The organism is Paenibacillus sp. ACRSA, assembly GCF_022346845.1.
Taxonomy (GTDB): domain Bacteria; phylum Bacillota; class Bacilli; order Paenibacillales; family Paenibacillaceae; genus Paenibacillus.
Genome location: NZ_JAKRNP010000009.1, coordinates 1 through 17,535 on the forward strand (window position 1 = coordinate 1; position 17,535 = coordinate 17,535).

Consider the following 17,535-nt stretch of genomic DNA (forward strand, 5'->3'; position numbering starts at 1 on the left):
GACGAGCTTGCCCGTTCACTCGATTTAATCAATAACAGACCCCGTAAATGTTTGGGATGGAAAACCGCTCACGAATCTTTTTCAAAGGAACTGTCGCACTTGGCTTGACAATTCGTCACATTCTAAAAAATACTAGAGTGTGATTTTATGTAAAAATGTAAAATAGGTAGAGTAAGGTAGTTTAATTTTACATCGTGCCTATTTCAATGTTCCAACATACTCATAATCCAATTGATAGGTCATTGACCGTATCCCATTTGAGTTCTCATTCGATTTCTCTAGGAGCTTACAGACAAACTAAGAATAACTTGTTGTAGATATTAAATCAGCTACTACAATCGCTTTAACACGATTGCAGCAGCTTATCTGATAGTGAGTCAGTAACTTCAATAACCTTAATAACTTCAATTAAGTCAACTCTAATCAGAGATCATGAAGGAAACAACGGGTTACCTTTCATGCCAATCCAGAGATCGGATGCCTCAAGCTGTCCAGCAAGATGCAACAGCCAGTCTTCGCGGCCTTTGGTGGCCATTACCTGAACACCCATCGGTAAACCTTCAGGAGTCATATGAACAGGTACACTCATAGCAGGCTGGCCCGTTAGATTTGCAAGCTGGGTATAAGGAGTGTACGTAAGACTTGGTTCGAACATTTCATAGATCAATTGCTGCTGTTCTATCTTGTCCAGATCACTTATTCGCATTAGATGCTGAATCTGCTCCGCATGAGGCGTGAGCTCTCCAATCTGAGGTGCTGGATAAGCATTAACTGGCGTAACATAGAAGTCATAACGGGTGAACAGGTTAGACATTTGTGCCGCCGCAACATCCCATTCCGCTAAACTATGGACAAACTCTGCTGCAGATACCTTTTTGCCTGCTTCAGCGAGAACCCATGACTCAATCTCCATATCGTCAGCCGTGAGCTCTCTACCCATAGCATGCTCCATAGAAGCAATCATCGCGGCCATTTCACCGCTATTCATCATATAATAGTTTTCCATCAACCGTACGCCATTAACTGGACTTAACTTCTCTTCAACCTCATGACCTTGCTCCTCCAACCAACGAACGACCTTATACACGGCTTGTATGGCTTCCTCACTTACAGAAGTCCCTACTGGAGAATCGGTAGTATAAGCAATTTTTAATTTGCGTTGATGAGGATAATTCAGATCTGCCAAGTAACTGCCAGGAAAGAGGGGAGCATGAAATGCAGCTTCTGGTTGAATAACTTGCAACGTATCTAACAGCGCAGCGCTGTCCCGGACAGTTCGGGATAATGCAAAATCAATCGAAGCGCCTTGCCATTGACGACCAACACCTGGTCCTACTGGAGTACGTCCACGTGTTGGCTTCAGACCAAACAACCCGCTGAAGGAGGCAGGGATGCGGATAGAACCACCTCCGTCACTGGCACCGGCTAGAGGTACAATTCCGGATGCTACTGCCGCAGCGGCGCCCCCGCTTGAACCTCCAGGAGAATGATTCGTATTCCATGGATTGCGTGTTGGGCCGTGTAAACGGGGCTCGGTAATATTTTTCAGCCCAAACTCTGGGGTGTTCGTATGTCCGATAATAATAAAACCAGCTTCACGTAATCGAGAGACAAAGTTAGAACTTCGTAACGCTCGATGATCTTTAAGAAGACGGGAGCCTGAAGTGAGGATCTGACCCTCTAGGGATTGAGAGATGTCCTTAAGTAGCAAAGGCACACCAGCAAAAGGTTGCTCCCCTGGGCGAATCATGCTTGCTTCCTGACGAGCTTGTACTTCATATGTACGAATTACCGCATTAAGCTGTGGATTCACTTCTTCGAGTCGTGCATATGCTGCTTCAAGCAGTTCAATTGGAGATACTTCTCGGGAGCGTACAAGCTCTGCTAAACCAATAGCATCGTAAGATGTATATGAAAATGAAGACATTAAGCATCTTTCCTTTCTAAGATGGATATCTAGTGTTCCATATGTCATCGTACCATCGGATTGCTGAAAAAACAAAAGCACTGTTCATCCAGTGGGATAAACAGTGCTGCGTTCATTTTATAATGTTTGAGAAGTTGACATATATGTTAGGAATGCATCCTGCGTAGGTAATTATTCTGTACGAAGCTTAGGGGCAGCATCAGCAACACTTGACGACCGCTCCTGCTGTCTGGAAATCGCAAAGAGTGCAATCCATATTAGGATAAAACCAACGAGTTGTTCCCATGTAATCAACGTACGGAAAGCGATCCAGTTCACTAGAACACCCGCCATCGGGAAACTAAGTTCCGCTAGCGTAGCGACAGAGGCTTTTGTAGAGGATAAGCCTTTATAATATAACAGCAAGCTCAATAGTCCAGGCAATAAAGCTTGACCCAATACATTAAGCACGACGGCCGCTTGTTCACCAGTTCCGGAGGGGAATGTCCATGCTGCTCCTTCATGCCATGTCATCAAGAAGAGGAGCGGCAGAGCGACTACGAACCGGAGAGAAGTAACGGTCTCATATCTTGCTTGCCCTAACATTAATCGTCCCATCACCGTAGATCCGCCCCAGAGAGCAGCTGCTCCTAAGGATAACAGGCTGCCTGCATGAATCCAGGTGTTCCAGTTTCCTAGAGGAAGTGTGAATCCAAACGTGAGCAAATAGGTACCTGCAAGTGCAATGAAGAAAAGTCCTCCGAAGCGACGTGGTAACGTTTCTTTCAAAAGCAGCTTCGCGAGCACAATGGCGAACAAGGGTTGCATTTTTTGCAACAAGAGAACGGTATTAGGATCGTTATTGGTGAGCGCCATGGTGAATAAAACCGTTGCTAGTGCTGATCCGCCCCAGGAAATGAAGATTACAGCAACCCAGTGTCTAGCACGTAGATTTTTCAGGTCTGCGCGGAATTTCCATAAGACAGGAATGGCGACTAGACTTACAATGATGTGCTCAATAAGTACAATTTGAGTTGAGGTCATCGTCTGAAGCAAAATAATACGGAACAATGGATCTACGCCCCATAATGCAGCGCCGATTACAACAAGCCAGAATCCAGTGTTACTTCGTTCTTTCCGATAAACCGTTGAGGCAGTTTGATTCTTTTCCATATTCAGGACTCCTTCGTCAGAACACGGAATCTTCAGTTGGCAAAATCGACAAAAGCCCCCGTTCTGGCGAATCACCAAATAAACGGGGGCTCATCCATGCATATGTCGTAGGGGAAGAGGACTTCCCGTAAAACGGCATGACATGTGTTGATCTTCTCTCATCCGGACTTTACCGTCGGCCTTGGAGTCTCACCAAGTCAGTCGCTGATAACTATATCAGTCAGCGAGTCGCGGGCTGGTTCCGAAGAACATCACCGCCGGTTGGGAATTGCACCCTACCCCGAAGATCCTATTCAATTGTTAGTGTGTTGAACAAGTTGTAACATCAATGATTTCATCTTAATCTTGTAAGCGCTAGCAGTTCAAGTGTTTTTTTCAGAATATGATATTCCAGCTTCCTTGCTGTCTACGAAGAAGAACAATGGCTCGGTATTCGTTGGAAGATACGATGGTTGTCATAATGAATATGGTTTACCAGTTGCCTGATGCTTAGTCCATCTGAAGGTGGAACCCAAGTAGCCTGTTCAGGTGATTTTATAGAAAGTCTATGAATAAAAAGGGGTTCAAACATCTTATGTATAATTATGTTAATATTACAATGATACGTAGTAAACTTCTAACGAATTGGATCAAGTGAGCAATATTTATCGTTCGGGTAGCATTAAATATGTAGCGTTCATCTGAAATGCATTAATTATTAAATTATTATGTAATTGTATGGAGGGATATTTTGCGAAAAGGTTTAATTATAGTTGGTCTATGCTTGCTTGTGATATTAGGATTTGGCGCGGTGCAAGGGTTGCATGTGAATGAAATCAACGCATTGCCTCATGATGGTCGGATTGTAAAATCCAAAGAAATTCATGGTTACGGCCAAGTGGTATTATTTGAAGATAATCAAGACCAGAGCTTTGGTATAGCCAAACTTGAAAAGAAGTTCGGTTTCTTGCATCGTTATGATGGAAGCTCATATGGTCGTACGGTCGAGGAAGGTAAGCCGTTTGAGGCTACTGGTCTAGGTGATCTTAATCACTTTGTAGTTGGTGTAGTAACAACCAGGGAATCCGACATCAAATACATAGCGGTGGGCAATCACCTGAAGGATGTTTCGTCTTCGCAATCTTACGAGCTCTCCCTTGAAGAAGTGAAAGCTAATCCGGATGACTATCAACTTGAAGAGATTGACGATCAGTATGCACTGTTTGTATTAGATGAGTATACCGAGGAGAACTGGACAATAAGAGCTTTTGATCAAGATGGAAATATCGTTGCAGACAAGATTTTTGGCGGGGAAGTAAGATACATGAATGAGGAGAGAGTCGATTGAAAAGAGTCATTTTTACTTTGAGTGGGATTGTTATCATTAGCTTTGCATTATTAATAGGGATTAACCTCATCGGTTCACCTTTTCCCATTGTTGTTGAGGAACATCCAGCGATTCCTGGAGATGGCGAAGTGAAGTATCATGAAGGAGACCATTCACTGCTTCAATTAATCTGGTGGGACGATGAGATTGATTGAAAGTATTCAATAGAATGGACTATACAAATGGACTATAAAGTATAGGTTTTATACGAAATGGAACTGTTTATGAAGTGTTGTGATTGCAGAAGTTTAGGTGTGTTCTGGGGTGGGTTTGGTGAGAAACCAAATGAGCATGTCCCAGTGCTAGACTCAAAGTGACTAAAAGATTCATAAAACCTTGTATAGCTACTTGCTACTCAAGGTTTTTTTAATTCCAAAATTTGCAAATATAGCGATGTAACTATATAATACATATATACTTTATAAAAATAAGTTGTGTAATAATGTCGTTCAGCACTGATCGTACCATCATGCAAGCCATATCCAACTAAAAAACTATGATTGGAGATGTGTCTAATGGGGAAAAGTTATTTGCTGAAAAATGGTTGTGTTGTTTCAATGGATGCCTCGGTTGGTCAGTACAAAAGAGCCGATGTCTTAATTGAGGATTCTATCATTATAGCTATTAAGCCTGATCTGGAGTGTGACGAAGCAGAGGTTATTGACGCATCTGATATGATTGTGCTCCCGGGACTTGTAGATACCCATCGTCATGTGTGGGAGTCTCTGGTTAAAACAACAGGAACGAATTGGTCACTGCCTGTGTATTTGCAGAATCTATATTATGGAGCCATGGGAAGCAAGCTTCGTCCTCAAGACAGCTACATTGCGAATTTATTGGGATCTTTGGAAGCGCTTAATGCAGGAGTGACGACGGTGTTGGATTGGAGTATGCCGTATTCTCCAGAGCACACAGATGAATTGATTCATGGACTTCAGGATGCGGGAATCCGTGCGGTATTCGCTCAGGGTGTACCTGGTGAAACGAATTACTGGAATAGAGATAGTATTCTTACATACTCCAACGATGTACGCAGAGTGAAGCAGCAATACTTCTCATCAAGGGATCAATTGCTGACGTTTGGACTTTCTATTCGAGGGCCGGAGTTCAGTCATTGGGATACAACAGTCAAGGAGATTCGTCTTGCAGAGGAACTAGATGCCATTTGTTCCATGCATGTAGGATTCGGGACTTGGGGAAGTGTAGATCGGTCAGTGACAAAGTTACATGAGGCAGGTCTACTAAGTCCGCAAATAAATGTAGTTCATGGTAATACGATGGGAATCGATGAGTACAAAATGCTTGCCGATCAAGGTGCTTCGCTTTCGGTTACCCCAGAGGTAGAGATGATGATGGGGCATGGATATCCAGCGACCGGACATTTTCTGGAGAATGGAGGCACGCCAACACTCGGTGTGGATGTGGTGACATCCACGGGTGGTGATATGTTTTCTCAGATGAAGTTTGCCCTGCAAGCAGAACGATCGAGAGTAAATGAACAATTGTTGCAGCAGGGAGAAATGCCTGGAGAACTGAACCTGCAGTCGAGTCAGGTGTTAAGATTCGCCACATCGGCTGGCGCACAAGCGTTGGGGCTTGGACATAAGATTGGCACACTGGCACCAGGCAAAGAGGCCGACCTGATTATGATTCGTACGACGGATTTGAATTTGTTCCCTGTTCATGATCCGATTGGAGCCATTGTACAATTCGCCAATCCATCAAACGTGGATACTGTATTTGTGGCAGGTCAACCGGTGAAGAGAGAAGGTAAGTTGTTGCATGTGGATTTAGATGCGGTTCGTCGTCAGGCATTGGAGAGTACCAGCTATCTCCTGTCACAATATCAGATGTCTGATGTGGATCGGATCATATTTTCGTAATCTTGAGATATTATAAAAATAAAGGTTAAACCAAGAGCCGCATGGGATCATGCGCTCTTTTTTTGTCCCGTAACGAGCATTAATCAGACAGGATTCGCGAGAGATGGACAGCGTAAATAAACGAAATAAGCTATTATTCACAAGTGTTCATATAACAACGAATTAAAACCGTTTTTTGGTTTGAAAAAGTGAATTAAAAACTGCGCATAATATAAATTATACGCAGTTTTCGTTTAGATCGATTTTTATTATCTTTCACGGGCAAGATATCGTGATAATTTACGCTTAAAAAGCACAACATACGACATCTCTAAATAAAAATTTAATAAAGCAACGCGATAACGTGTAGAATTGACTAGTTTTTTATAGGTGGTCGATAAGATAGAACAAACCACTTTTTTATAGAACAGTTGAACAGGTGATACTTTCACGACGAGAGGAAATTATGTATGAGCAAAAATGAGTCACAATCTTCATTGTTTCGCAAGAAACCCATTGCTGTAAGTGGGGAAGAGCGTAGTGCGCTGAAAAGAGTGTTAGGGCCGCTGGATCTGATGACCCTTGGTGTAGGTGCGATTATCGGAACGGGAATATTTGTTCTTACAGGTGTGGCTGCGGCTAAATACGCAGGGCCCGGTCTAGTTCTTTCCTTTTTGCTGGCAGGGCTAATCTGTGCTTTTGCTGCACTGTGTTATTCGGAATTTGCTTCAAGTGTACCCGCTTCGGGAAGTGCCTATACTTACAGCTATACTGCCTTTGGGGAAGTGATTGCTTGGATCCTTGGGTGGGATCTGATTCTGGAGTATGGCTTTGCAAGTGCGGCAGTTGCTAGTGGGTGGTCTGGTTATTTTCAAAGTCTACTATCTGGATTCGGATTGCACTTACCTCATGAGCTAACGAGCGCCTTTAGTCCAGAGAAGGGCACGTATTTTGATATCACAGCAGCGGTCATTACGTTGATTATTACCTTCTTGTTAACCCGAGGGGTGAAAGAAGCAGCTCGTGCGAATGGAATAATGGTTGCGCTGAAAATAATCGTTGTGTTGATCTTTATCGGTGTAGGTGTGTTCTATGTTCAGCCTGAACATTGGCAGCCATTTCTGCCTTTTGGTATTTCGGGTGTAACCGCTGGAGCGGCAACGGTATTCTTTGCGTATATTGGATTTGATGCTGTATCTACCGCAGCGGAAGAAGTGAAGATGCCTCAGCGCAATTTGCCGATTGGCATTATCGGTTCGCTCGCGATCTGTACCGTATTATATATTGTCGTTTCACTAATCCTTACGGGGATTGTGCCGTACCATATGTTGAATGTTAGTGATCCAGTAGCTTTTGCCTTTGAATTTGTTAACTTGCATGGCTTATCTTGGATTGTAGCACTAGGTGCCATTACAGGAATTACTACCGTATTACTTGTGATGATGTATGGTCAGACGCGATTATTGTACTCCATGTCAAGGGACGGGTTGTTATCTCCAGTATTCTCGAAAGTTAGTGGCAAAAGCCAGACTCCTGCCGTGGGTAGCTGGGTTGCGGGAATCGTTGTAGCGTTATTTTCTGGTTTCATCTCCCTCGGACATCTTGCAGAGTTGACCAATATCGGGACGTTGTTTGCCTTTGCGGTGGTCAGTCTGGGCATTATTGTACTCCGTAAAAACAATCCTGATCTCAAACGTGGCTTCCGTGTCCCATTCGTCCCATTGATTCCAATCCTCAGTGCAATCGGCTGTGTGTATCTCATGACTCGACTTGCGATGCTCACTTGGATTACGTTCTTCATCTGGTTACTAATTGGTCTGGGGATTTATTTCTTATACGGACGCCATCACAGTCATTTGAACTCGAAGTAATTCGAAAAGTAAACTTAATCTATAGGTCAAATGGAAACAAAATAGTTCATACCTCCTGAGTTTTCGCTTGTGCGAAAAAAGACAGGAGGTTTTTTATTTCGATTTTGGAGTTGAGAAATTCTAAGTGAATCATCTGCATTTAATTTTTACTATTTCAAGTGCAATTAACGGTTCCTAAGACCCGTGTAACGGGTAAGTATTAAGGTGCATGTAGACTCATATCGTTGGGCTGGGGTTGCGGCTTCTTTCAATATGACATATATTTGGGATTGTGACATGCCATCAGACAGAGGAGAGGGGATGTATCATGAATACATATTTACATACGAACCAGGATATGAATCCGAATTTCGGGTTTGCTTTAACAGATTCTGCTGTACTTGCAGAGGCGAAGTTGATCATCACACAGAAAACTGAAGTTGAGCATATAGAACTTGATATTGATCCACAACGATGCTTGAAGGACGGACGTAAAGTCTCGGTTGTTGCTCAGCAGCTTGATGCTCCTATCGTAAGACAAGATGCTTCTATTATATATGGTCAAGAACTGAGCTTTGTACAATATACAGTAAACTTAAATCCCGACACGAAGCTTTCCATAGGTGCTATTGAAGGTATAGACTATAGTGTAGACTTCGGATGGTCGGATTTTGCTGAAGGAGAGTATGAGCTTCGTATATCGATTCATAGGAAAACACCTCGGATTGCAGAAGTTCCATTGGAGCCAGAACAGATGGCTATGGTCAGATATGCTCAGGTGGTGACGGTCGTTATCGCACTATTCCCAGCGCAACCTACGCAAGAGCAACTTGCATCAGCACCAGTATGGACGAGAGACCATCATGTATTTGACTCCTATGGCAGTGCGGGCTTTATACTTGCAGATCTACCACGCATGGTTGCGCGTGTAGACGAGTTGCTTGGAGCCGGGGATCACAATTTAGTTGAACGTTTTAATGAAGGTGATCTGTCCGCTCAGCTATTAAATGAAGGCTTGATGGCTACTGCATGGGGCATTTCGCCATGGTGTTATTCCATCTATGCAGCTCCCGATGCGACTGCCCAGGCTAAGTTGCCGGTGGACAAGCTGGGAGAAGAACCTGTATGCAAGGGAATTTACCGTATTGCTGCTGAAACTACACAGTTAAGCATTATTCCTGCCAATGAGCTTGCGAACTGGCCGGCTTGCACGAAGAAAGCGTGGCCGCAAATTCAAGTTGCTGGTTCGGGAGAAACCCTGCATATGGCATTGGTTGTGCAAAATTGTGAGTCTGTAAACGGGCTACATGAGAACCCACTACCGTCATTTGTAATTACGCGTAGCGAGGGTCTGCCAGAGATCGTCGAACCGTTGATAAATATCGTTATTGTTGACTGACGGACATTACCAATAGAATTGTGGTGACAAACCTAGATGATATCTGAAGAGATCAGAGAGCAATATGCAGAGGAGCTTGAGGCTTTTCATATTTGGATGAAGGATGCCGGCTACACAGGTTATACCGTGAAATCCTATACGGGTGATGTGGCTGAATTTCTCGTTTCGATTAAAGGCAAATCGGTAGATCAGGTCAAAAAACTGCATGTGTTATCTTACTTGTCCCAAGCCAGGGAACGAGGAGTAAGTGATGCTACAAGAAATCGAAAACATGCAGCAATTCATTGCTTTTACAAATCACTCATTGAATTAGAGCTAGTAACAGCAAATCCTGCCTTCGGAATCAAGAAGTCCAAAACCGAGAAGAATCGTGCGCCCGTTTTCTTGGATGAGAGCGGGTTGGAACGTTTTCTGCAATCGGTTGAGGGGAAGTATCGAACACGGAATTTGGCTATTTTCCTGCTGATGGGGTATATGGGACTACGGGTTGGAGAGGTGCACGCCCTAAACTGCAAGGATTATAATGCAGACAGGCGCACGTTGGATGTCTTCGGGAAAGGCCGGAAGTGGCGCACATTGCCTGTTCCTGAAACGGTTGCGGATCTATTGTCCCAGGCTTTAGAGGAACGTTTAGCCCCATGGCGTTCGAAGGAAGAAGCGCTATTTGTTTCGCAAAAGGGTAAACGACTGTCTATTCGCAGCATTCAGCTCATCTCCACCGAGACCTTTGAACGATTCCAGGAAGAATCGCCGTCCACGCAGCGACAGAACTATTCTAGTCACAAGCTGCGGCACTCATTTGCTACGATGATGTTGCGCCGAGGGGCGGATTTACGAACGGTTCAAGAGCTGCTTGGTCACTCATCTATCCAAACTACAACCGTCTACACGCATGTCACCAGTCGGGAGAAAGAGGAAGCGATGGCGCTGCTTGATGTAAAAATACCTACCTTTAACGCTCAACCGATTCATGAATAACGAAGAAGCCGCAGATCGAAAGAGATGCGGTTTTTTCTTGTTTGAGGGGAGGGGAGTAGGTAGCTGTGCAGTTAAATGAAAATTATAATGAAGATCACTTTCTAGTCAAAAGGTTAGAATATTTATAGTTAGAAATTATAATATTATAAGAGAAGGTATTTTATTTACGTAATTAATATTATGTAAACTAATTTTCGGAGGATTACTCAATATACCACAGATACATTAAACTGTTAAATATATAAATATCATATTAGAAGATCTAATTTATACATTTCTATTTCTATCTCTTCACAAAAGCAGTAAAAAACCATCCAGATCTCACTGAGAAAGTAGATCCAGATGGTTGTGTTAGATGATTATTGTTTTACAGCTCAGTAATAATAGGGATTATGATGCCTTCAGGCTACTATTCTAAACCTGCAATTTGTTCTTTTAATTTGTTTGCGGAAGCCTGGAAAGCGATTTTTTCTTTCTCATTCAATGGCAGTGGTAGGATCTCGCGCACGCCGTGACGATCTACGACACACGGAACACCAAGATAGACATCAGATACGCCATTGTAATCTTCAAGCAAGGTAGATACATTCAGGACAGAGCCTTCATTCCCGAGGATTGCTGCAACGATACGATCGAGTGCTAGCGCGATTGCATAAGAAGTGGCACCTTTGGCATTAATAATCTCATAAGCTGCATTCTTGGTGCGATCAAAGATATCCTCTTGCGTTTCTTCATCCAGCTCTAGATTCGTTCCTGCAACGTTGGCAAGACTCCATACAGGTACTTCGGAATCCCCGTGCTCGCCGATGATATGGGCGTGGATGCTGCGCGGATCAATACCTTTATTCTTACCAATGAGGTAACGGAATCGTGCACTATCCAGCAATGTTCCTGATCCAATAACACGAGAGGCAGGCCAGCCACTTTGTTTCCAGGACGTATAGGAGAGGATATCTACAGGATTAGTAGCAATCAACAAAATACCATGAGAATTAACGGCTGTAATCTTCTCAATAATCTCTTTGAAAATGCTTGCATTTTTCTTCAGCAGATCGATGCGTGTCTCGCCAGGCTTCTGGGATGCGCCGGCTGTTATGATAATAATGTCAGCATCTTTGCAATCCGAATAATTGCCAGCCCATACTTTTACGCCCCCGGTAAAAGGAAGACCGTGGTTCATATCGAGCATTTCGCCTGTAGCTTTGTCATGATTCACATCCACAAATACCAACTCGGATGAGCGCTGTCTTAACATCAGCGTGTATCCCGTTGTTGTTCCTACCGCACCCATGCCTACAATAACGACACGACTGGGTTTAAGGTTCGTACTATTTGCCATGTTTATATCCTCTCCTTTTTGGGTGTACTTCCATCCATATTAAGGGATATCTTCCGGAAAAGCGAGGGATGTCTATAAACTTTTTCACACGAGATGTCTTTTTTAGAAATATTTCGTCGAAATGACTCGTGGTGCAGAGCACATAAAAATCAGACAATGGATTTCATTCAGTTAACATAGAGTCTAACGTCATAGAACACGTAGGAGCCTTTTCGACAAGATCTGTGGTAAAATGGGTGAAGTGGAATGGTGATGAATCGTAAAAAGACCCGAATAGATAGGCATGCACGCCTGCTTGTGGGATAAAGAGAGGTGAAACCACTTGCGTTTGCATTGGATTAAGATTGTGCAGACAGCATTGCTGACTATAGGCTTAGCAGCAGTACTCGCAGCCTGCACTGATTCAGAAGTAACACCGGTGGCACAGCCACCTCAGGAAACGGATGAGACGGGAAATACCGGACAAACCTTAACCGTTGTTCCCCCAGTTAACAGTACAGAAGCGGCTGATATGGCCAAGTATCAGATTCAGACTCGCTTGACCGATTTTCAGCTCCTGAATTCGAACGGTGGTTTGGCATGGGGAGTAACAAGAAATGCACTACGATTGTATTATACGCAGGATGAAGGAGTCACCTGGACGAATATTTCACCTTCAGAGAATGTCCAGTTTCCAGCCAATCCACAGTACGGCCAAAGTATATATTTTGTAGACCGTACACACGGATGGATCGTTCGTGAAGGCATGGGTGGAACGGATACTATTGTGCTTCGTACCAACAACGGTGGGGCAAGCTGGAGTTTATCCTCGTTATCTAAGACTGATAAGGTAACGGCAATTTCTTTTGTTTCTCCGGAAAAAGGATGGATTCTCACTACGGTAGATACCTCGATTGGTAAACAAGACAAAAAGCTGTATGTTACCGAAGATGGCGGAACTACCTGGAAACCGATGTCTGAGAGTGATAATGACGAACAGACTGGATTAGGAGAAATTCCTACACGTGGATATACAACAGGATTAACGTTTTCGGATGCGAATCATGGATTCTTGACTGCACTTGATTTTGGGACACCGAAGTTATACGTTACGACGAATGGTGGAGAGGATTGGAAGGTGGGTGCTTCGTTCTTCGATCGTGATAAATTCAGTGGATGTGGCAATTTTGGCATCAACTCACCCCAATTTTTCGGACGAGAAGCCAAAGGAGCTTGGATGCCATTGTCCTGTTCGACAGGAGATCGTACCAAGTTCAATGGATTTTTCACAGATGACGGAGGAAAGAGTTGGAGCTTGTCTACGTTCTCGCTCAATAAGCAGACGGGTCTGAATCGTAACCTTGCACCCACGTTTCTTAACGCTAACGATGGATGGACGATACATGAAGGTATAACCTACCATACAGAAGATGGAGGGAAGACCTGGAACGCGCTTCCGAGAAGTAAAGTGTTCGATCAGATTCAGGAAGACTATCCGGAGATCGTGAAGATCCAGATGGTGTCAACGAAGCTGGGGTGGGTGCTGGTGGAAAATACGGATACCAAACGATCCTTATTGTTGCAAACGGAAGATGGTGGCGTCCGCTGGAAAGTCCTATAATCACCAGGTACAATACACATTGTAAGTAGGAAACCTACGGGTTTCTTTTCTTTTTAGATACTTTGTGAAATAAATCACAAAATAAATACTTAAAGGATGTTATATTGAATTCAAGAAGAGATGGGAGTGATGAAGATGAGAACAAACGAACAAACTCAATTCACGCAGGCGGACGATTTAACCAGATATATGCTTCACTTATGCTACACTTGTGATGATGCCAATCGTTGCACAACCGAAGAAGCCGTGAAAGCTTGTATGGAAAATAACGCACAGGCAGACCAGCCAGAACCCGCTGAGGGTGCTGACGTAACTCGTGGATTTATGGATTTGATGTACGCCTAGGCAATAGGTAAGCTTGGAATAACATTCAAATATTCAGTCTAGATCACAAATTTCAACCGGAACGCTCCTTATAAGAGCGTTTCTTTTTTTGGTGGGAAAGGTTATTTTATCCTTCTGCTTACTTCGCAAAAATATCGGTATGCGTTATCATGTAGATACTGAAAGTTTAAATTGTCATAGATGGAGTAATGGATTACAGCTAATTACGTTTGGGAGACGGAGGCTGAACTGCAATGGAACTCATATTTATTCGTCATGGGCATGGGGAGCATCTTAATGATTATCCTAATCAATTGAATAAGATCCATCCCGGTCTTACGGAATTAGGTAAGATGCAGGTAAGTAAACTACGAACTGAATTAAGTTTTAATTCGGATGACGTGATCCTTGTAAGTCCGACCCAAAGGACAATAGAAACCGCTCTAATTCTAGCTGGTAATCGCAATATCATTGTTACACCTCTAGTTGGCCCGAGAATGTTTCCACAGAATCCAGAGTTTCCTTTCTTGAAGTGTGATTATATATATTCAAAGCAAGAAATTAGGAATGAATATAAGAATCTAACCATTCTTGATTTGGATTTAGATTGTTGGAACGAAGGGATTAATAGAATTGACGAGAATCTATTCAAAGCATTTGGAAATCAACTAATAGGCTGGATGAAACAGAACAATACAAGGCATTTTATCATATCTCATGATGGAAGCATAACCAATTATCGGATACTATTAGGAGAAGCTGGACTGACAAAATCAGAATTTTTGGGAGAAGCAGGAGTTTACAAGATGACCCTATGAACTAATTGAAGATTTAAGGAACGAATACTAAAAAGGCTTGTATAAACAACCCTGAAAGCTTAAACGATCATGGAGGGATTCAATCGTGGAACATGGGAGAATATTGGGGATCGCATACAATGTAGTACCTGTATCTAACCTGGAGAGATCAGCGGAATGGTTTGTTCGACATTTTGGATTCAACATTAGAAATCGGAGAGAAGGTTACTTAAGTTTGTTCAGAGATAATAGGCCAATTCTGGATCTCATACAGAGTGATAATGAAACAAGAGCTGTATTTGAAATAAATAACAAGAAGAGATGGGTCATCACCTTTTTTACCAATGATATAGCATCTTTACATAGATATTTGATCTCAGAAGATGTGAATGTCGGAAGTATTAGTGATGAAGGTCAATATGGTAAATTCTTTGTTCTAGAAGATCTAGACGGTAATGTATTCGATGTCTGGGAGCACAATGACTGTGAACTGATTTATTGAGCGATTACATTTCCGGAATTAAGTTGTGCAGAACTAGATAAGCAATCCGTTAAGACAAAGGAACTCTAGGATTGAAGAAAGAGAGTGGATGAAATCATGAGGTTCAGCTACAAGAATTTTTCCTGTGATGTAGAGATTTATCATAAAGGTGATGACTTTACTGTACGATTCTACGATAAAAATAAAGAACAGAATGAGCATCAAATGATGAATTTGGTCATCGTTGATCCGGGGTACGGTTTTCTTTGCTTGAAACATAAAGGGAAGGACTCAGCGCTATTAAGTGGGTTTCTAGATGAAGAAGTGTTCGTTTCGGAGGATTATGTAGATGAAGCACTTTGCATCATTGAGGATTTAAGTCCAACGTTCAAGGAAATATGCACTCCGTATCATATTAGGCTTTTTAAACAAACTAGCTTTGCTGAGTACAACGGGGAGTATTGAAATCGACATGTTGATCGGGCTCAAACCAGAGGGATTTTATCGAAAGGGTGTAAGGATGAATATTCAAGATATTCCAAAAGAGATCATTCAGCAGGTTGGTGAAGTTAAGAACATTACCTTTCCCAATAATCAAGGGCATACTTCGATCGTAGCTATTTTGCATACCCCAGATAAGAAGTACATCGTCAAAAAAACAGAAAGCCTCCTCTACAATAAGTGGTTGTCTGAAGAGTATGAAGCACTTCAACATCTCCGCCTTTTAGGGTTACCTATCCCGAAAGCGTATTCAATATATAGGCAGAATCAAACGAAATGGCTACTAATGGATCACATAGAGGGGATAACGTTCAGAGAATTTCTATCTAAAGCACCTGATCCTAAAGATAAAGAAAGAGCGATAGGTAACTTTGCGCGTTGTCTCAAGCAGATTCATGAAAGCTCATGTCCTACGGCATATATAAAGAGGGATACGACTTGGTTAGATAGCATGTTACTAAAAGCTAATTATAATCTGAAGAATTTTGCAGTTGACGGTACAGAAGCGCTTCTTAAACGGATCCAAGAAATAAGGCCAGCACCAATAACAAATACGTTAATTCATGGTGATTTTACGATAGACAATGTGTTAGTTCATGATGGTAATATTGTCGGTGTAATTGACTGGTCAGGCGCTGCTTACGGCGATCCTAGATATGATGTTGCATTAGCGATTAGACCGAAACATAACGCTTTCGAAGATGAGAGAGATAAGGAAGTATTTTATAACGCATATGGCAAGCTGAGATTAACGGATGAAGAGTATGACTACTTTGAAGACGGTCTATATAACTTCTTCTAATATTCTATCTACGGGAAGAATTCATGGTAGATAACTTAGGATAAGTGTCGTTTCGGAATTGTAAATAACCCCATTTTGCGCATAGGATGTCAATATAAATAAATAAGTAAGAATGGAAATGTAGGGAGTGTCATCATGCAATACATCGTAAGGAATGCTACTGTGAACGATATGGATGGACTTTGCTCTATTCGGAACAATAAAGGGCTTTTCACTAGATATCTTACACAGCAAGAGAAACAAGAGGCAATACTAGTCGTTGCTGCAACAGATCATATCATATTAGGATTCGGTGTTCTAAAATTAAGAGGCGAATCGGTTCCAAAATTAAGTGATCTATATGTTAAAGAGACGCATCGTGGGAACGGCATAGGATCAGCGTTGATAACGTATAGAGAATGTCTTGCGAAGCAGCGAGGTTGTACAGAAATGTACGTGAGTGTTGATCCCATTGAAAATCCCAAAATGATTAAACTTATTACTCATCACGGATATCATGCAATTTCAGCACCCTACTCCAAAGACGCTATTTATTTCAACGAAGATGGTACTAGCTACGAGAAGACGTATACCAGGATAGATATGAAAAAATTACTCAGCTAACGAGTAAGGACAGCAGAAGGTCTATCTTACGTCAAACAGGGAAGAAGGAGCTAATCATGAAATATGTGTTAGTCTTTATTTCTTTTTGCGCAATGATTATAGCCGGGTATGGTGATGTTAAGCCGCAGTCTAGTTTGTCTTTTGACTTAGAACAAGATGAGCAGCGGATCTATGAGCAATTAAAAGATGAATTAGATGAATCCGTATTGTTAGATGTAGAGCCCATGAGTGTTGCCAAAATGTATGTTTACTCCAGTTATCAGGGGGACTATGACGTTACTTACACCTTGTATACCCAAAGAGAAGGTTTTGTAGCTTGGTCGAGATTGGAAGATCAACAGATCCCAGCAAAGGATCGAGGTGATAAGGAGCAAATGATAACTAATTTCAGAAATATTGAACAAGGTGAATTTTACGAGCAAGGTGAATACGAAGGATATATAGAATATGAGAAAGAGGCAGGAGCAAAATCATATTTTGCAATGATTAAAGATGAAAACAACATATGGAAAGTAGCATTTATGCCGTTACAGTAGAGTAAATAGGATGGGATG

The 17,535-nt window shown here is 42.4% G+C and carries 17 protein-coding genes, 1 pseudogene and 1 riboswitch; of the genes and pseudogenes, 15 read left to right on the forward strand and 3 right to left on the reverse strand.

The genetic code is table 11. The annotated features are described in order from the left end of the window. A pseudogene (locus MH215_RS21780) lies at nt 1-108 on the forward strand (IS30 family transposase); the annotation flags it as partial. A 322-nt stretch (nt 109-430) separates the two neighbouring features. Here MH215_RS21780 and MH215_RS21785 read toward each other — a convergent pair. Next, a complete protein-coding gene (locus MH215_RS21785) occupies nt 431-1,927 on the reverse strand; it encodes an amidase (protein WP_239293283.1) in 1,497 nt (498 codons plus the stop codon). A 171-nt stretch (nt 1,928-2,098) separates the two neighbouring features. Next, nucleotides 2,099-3,079, reverse strand: a complete 981-nt coding sequence (locus tag MH215_RS21790; RefSeq protein WP_239293284.1) for a DMT family transporter — start codon at nt 3,077-3,079, stop codon at nt 2,099-2,101. A gap of 146 nt (nt 3,080-3,225) precedes the next feature. Beyond that, nucleotides 3,226-3,371: riboswitch (FMN riboswitch) on the reverse strand. Between the two features lie 438 nt (nt 3,372-3,809). On the opposite strand from MH215_RS21790, the gene MH215_RS21795 reads away from it, so the two are divergent. The 6 genes from MH215_RS21795 (at nt 3,810) to MH215_RS21820 (ending at nt 10,534) form a co-directional block, all read left to right on the forward strand. After that, on the forward strand, nt 3,810-4,406 hold the full coding sequence (locus MH215_RS21795) for a hypothetical protein (protein WP_239293285.1): 597 nt from the start codon (nt 3,810-3,812) through the stop codon (nt 4,404-4,406). Further along, nucleotides 4,403-4,600: a hypothetical protein gene (locus MH215_RS21800; protein WP_239293286.1), complete on the forward strand. Its 198-nt coding sequence runs from the start codon at nt 4,403-4,405 to the stop codon at nt 4,598-4,600. The genes MH215_RS21795 and MH215_RS21800 overlap by 4 nt, the downstream gene beginning before the upstream one ends. A 360-nt stretch (nt 4,601-4,960) precedes the next feature. Continuing rightward, the gene (locus MH215_RS21805) at nt 4,961-6,328 is read left to right on the forward strand and encodes an amidohydrolase family protein (protein ID WP_239293287.1); all 1,368 of its coding nucleotides are present in this window, start codon (nt 4,961-4,963) and stop codon (nt 6,326-6,328) included. A 449-nt stretch (nt 6,329-6,777) separates the two neighbouring features. Further along, entirely contained in the window at nt 6,778-8,178 is a 1,401-nt protein-coding gene (bcaP, locus tag MH215_RS21810; RefSeq protein WP_239293288.1) for a branched-chain amino acid transporter BcaP, read from the forward strand. Between the two features lie 307 nt (nt 8,179-8,485). Further along, complete coding sequence (locus MH215_RS21815; protein WP_239293289.1) at nt 8,486-9,556, forward strand: hypothetical protein; 1,071 nt, start codon at nt 8,486-8,488, stop codon at nt 9,554-9,556. A 36-nt stretch (nt 9,557-9,592) separates the two neighbouring features. Next, entirely contained in the window at nt 9,593-10,534 is a 942-nt protein-coding gene (locus tag MH215_RS21820; protein WP_239293290.1) for a tyrosine-type recombinase/integrase, read from the forward strand. Between the two features lie 409 nt (nt 10,535-10,943). Here MH215_RS21820 and MH215_RS21825 read toward each other — a convergent pair whose 3' ends face one another. Continuing rightward, complete coding sequence (locus MH215_RS21825; RefSeq protein WP_239293291.1) at nt 10,944-11,873, reverse strand: L-lactate dehydrogenase; 930 nt, start codon at nt 11,871-11,873, stop codon at nt 10,944-10,946. Nucleotides 11,874-12,195: 322 nt separating this feature from the next. Between MH215_RS21825 and MH215_RS21830 the strand changes: the two genes are divergently transcribed. From MH215_RS21830 to MH215_RS21865, 8 genes are all read left to right on the forward strand, one after another. Next, on the forward strand, nt 12,196-13,473 hold the full coding sequence (locus MH215_RS21830; protein WP_056691564.1) for a WD40/YVTN/BNR-like repeat-containing protein: 1,278 nt from the start codon (nt 12,196-12,198) through the stop codon (nt 13,471-13,473). Between the two features lie 135 nt (nt 13,474-13,608). Beyond that, nucleotides 13,609-13,818, forward strand: a complete 210-nt coding sequence (locus tag MH215_RS21835; protein WP_239293292.1) for a hypothetical protein — start codon at nt 13,609-13,611, stop codon at nt 13,816-13,818. Between the two features lie 233 nt (nt 13,819-14,051). Continuing rightward, a complete protein-coding gene (locus tag MH215_RS21840; protein ID WP_239293293.1) occupies nt 14,052-14,615 on the forward strand; it encodes a histidine phosphatase family protein in 564 nt (187 codons plus the stop codon). 85 nt (nt 14,616-14,700) lie between these two features. Continuing rightward, nucleotides 14,701-15,096 (forward strand): VOC family protein, encoded by a 396-nt coding sequence (locus tag MH215_RS21845; RefSeq protein WP_239293294.1) that lies wholly within the window; start codon nt 14,701-14,703, stop codon nt 15,094-15,096. Between the two features lie 84 nt (nt 15,097-15,180). Beyond that, complete coding sequence (locus MH215_RS21850) at nt 15,181-15,540, forward strand: hypothetical protein (RefSeq protein ID WP_239293295.1); 360 nt, start codon at nt 15,181-15,183, stop codon at nt 15,538-15,540. Nucleotides 15,541-15,595: 55 nt separating this feature from the next. After that, a complete protein-coding gene (locus MH215_RS21855) occupies nt 15,596-16,378 on the forward strand; it encodes a phosphotransferase family protein (protein ID WP_239293296.1) in 783 nt (260 codons plus the stop codon). 135 nt (nt 16,379-16,513) lie between these two features. After that, nucleotides 16,514-16,981, forward strand: coding sequence for a GNAT family N-acetyltransferase (locus MH215_RS21860; RefSeq protein ID WP_239293297.1), 468 nt, complete (start codon nt 16,514-16,516; stop codon nt 16,979-16,981). Nucleotides 16,982-17,037: 56 nt separating this feature from the next. Then, nucleotides 17,038-17,517, forward strand: coding sequence for an RNA polymerase subunit sigma (locus MH215_RS21865; RefSeq protein ID WP_239293298.1), 480 nt, complete (start codon nt 17,038-17,040; stop codon nt 17,515-17,517). Nucleotides 17,518-17,535: the final 18 nt, after the last annotated feature.

What these genes read in the sequence shown, in the direction of transcription:
- MH215_RS21785 (WP_239293283.1), bottom strand. Translation starts at nt 1,927, where the DNA reads ATGTCTTCATTTTCATATACATCTTACGATGCTATTGGTTTAGCAGAG.
- MH215_RS21790 (WP_239293284.1), bottom strand. Translation starts at nt 3,079, where the DNA reads ATGGAAAAGAATCAAACTGCCTCAACGGTTTATCGGAAAGAACGAAGT.
- MH215_RS21805 (WP_239293287.1), top strand. Translation starts at nt 4,961, where the DNA reads ATGGGGAAAAGTTATTTGCTGAAAAATGGTTGTGTTGTTTCAATGGAT.
- bcaP (WP_239293288.1), top strand. Translation starts at nt 6,778, where the DNA reads ATGAGCAAAAATGAGTCACAATCTTCATTGTTTCGCAAGAAACCCATT.
- MH215_RS21815 (WP_239293289.1), top strand. Translation starts at nt 8,486, where the DNA reads ATGAATACATATTTACATACGAACCAGGATATGAATCCGAATTTCGGG.
- MH215_RS21820 (WP_239293290.1), top strand. Translation starts at nt 9,593, where the DNA reads ATGATATCTGAAGAGATCAGAGAGCAATATGCAGAGGAGCTTGAGGCT.
- MH215_RS21825 (WP_239293291.1), bottom strand. Translation starts at nt 11,873, where the DNA reads ATGGCAAATAGTACGAACCTTAAACCCAGTCGTGTCGTTATTGTAGGC.
- MH215_RS21835 (WP_239293292.1), top strand. Translation starts at nt 13,609, where the DNA reads ATGAGAACAAACGAACAAACTCAATTCACGCAGGCGGACGATTTAACC.
- MH215_RS21840 (WP_239293293.1), top strand. Translation starts at nt 14,052, where the DNA reads ATGGAACTCATATTTATTCGTCATGGGCATGGGGAGCATCTTAATGAT.
- MH215_RS21855 (WP_239293296.1), top strand. Translation starts at nt 15,596, where the DNA reads ATGAATATTCAAGATATTCCAAAAGAGATCATTCAGCAGGTTGGTGAA.
- MH215_RS21860 (WP_239293297.1), top strand. Translation starts at nt 16,514, where the DNA reads ATGCAATACATCGTAAGGAATGCTACTGTGAACGATATGGATGGACTT.
- MH215_RS21865 (WP_239293298.1), top strand. Translation starts at nt 17,038, where the DNA reads ATGAAATATGTGTTAGTCTTTATTTCTTTTTGCGCAATGATTATAGCC.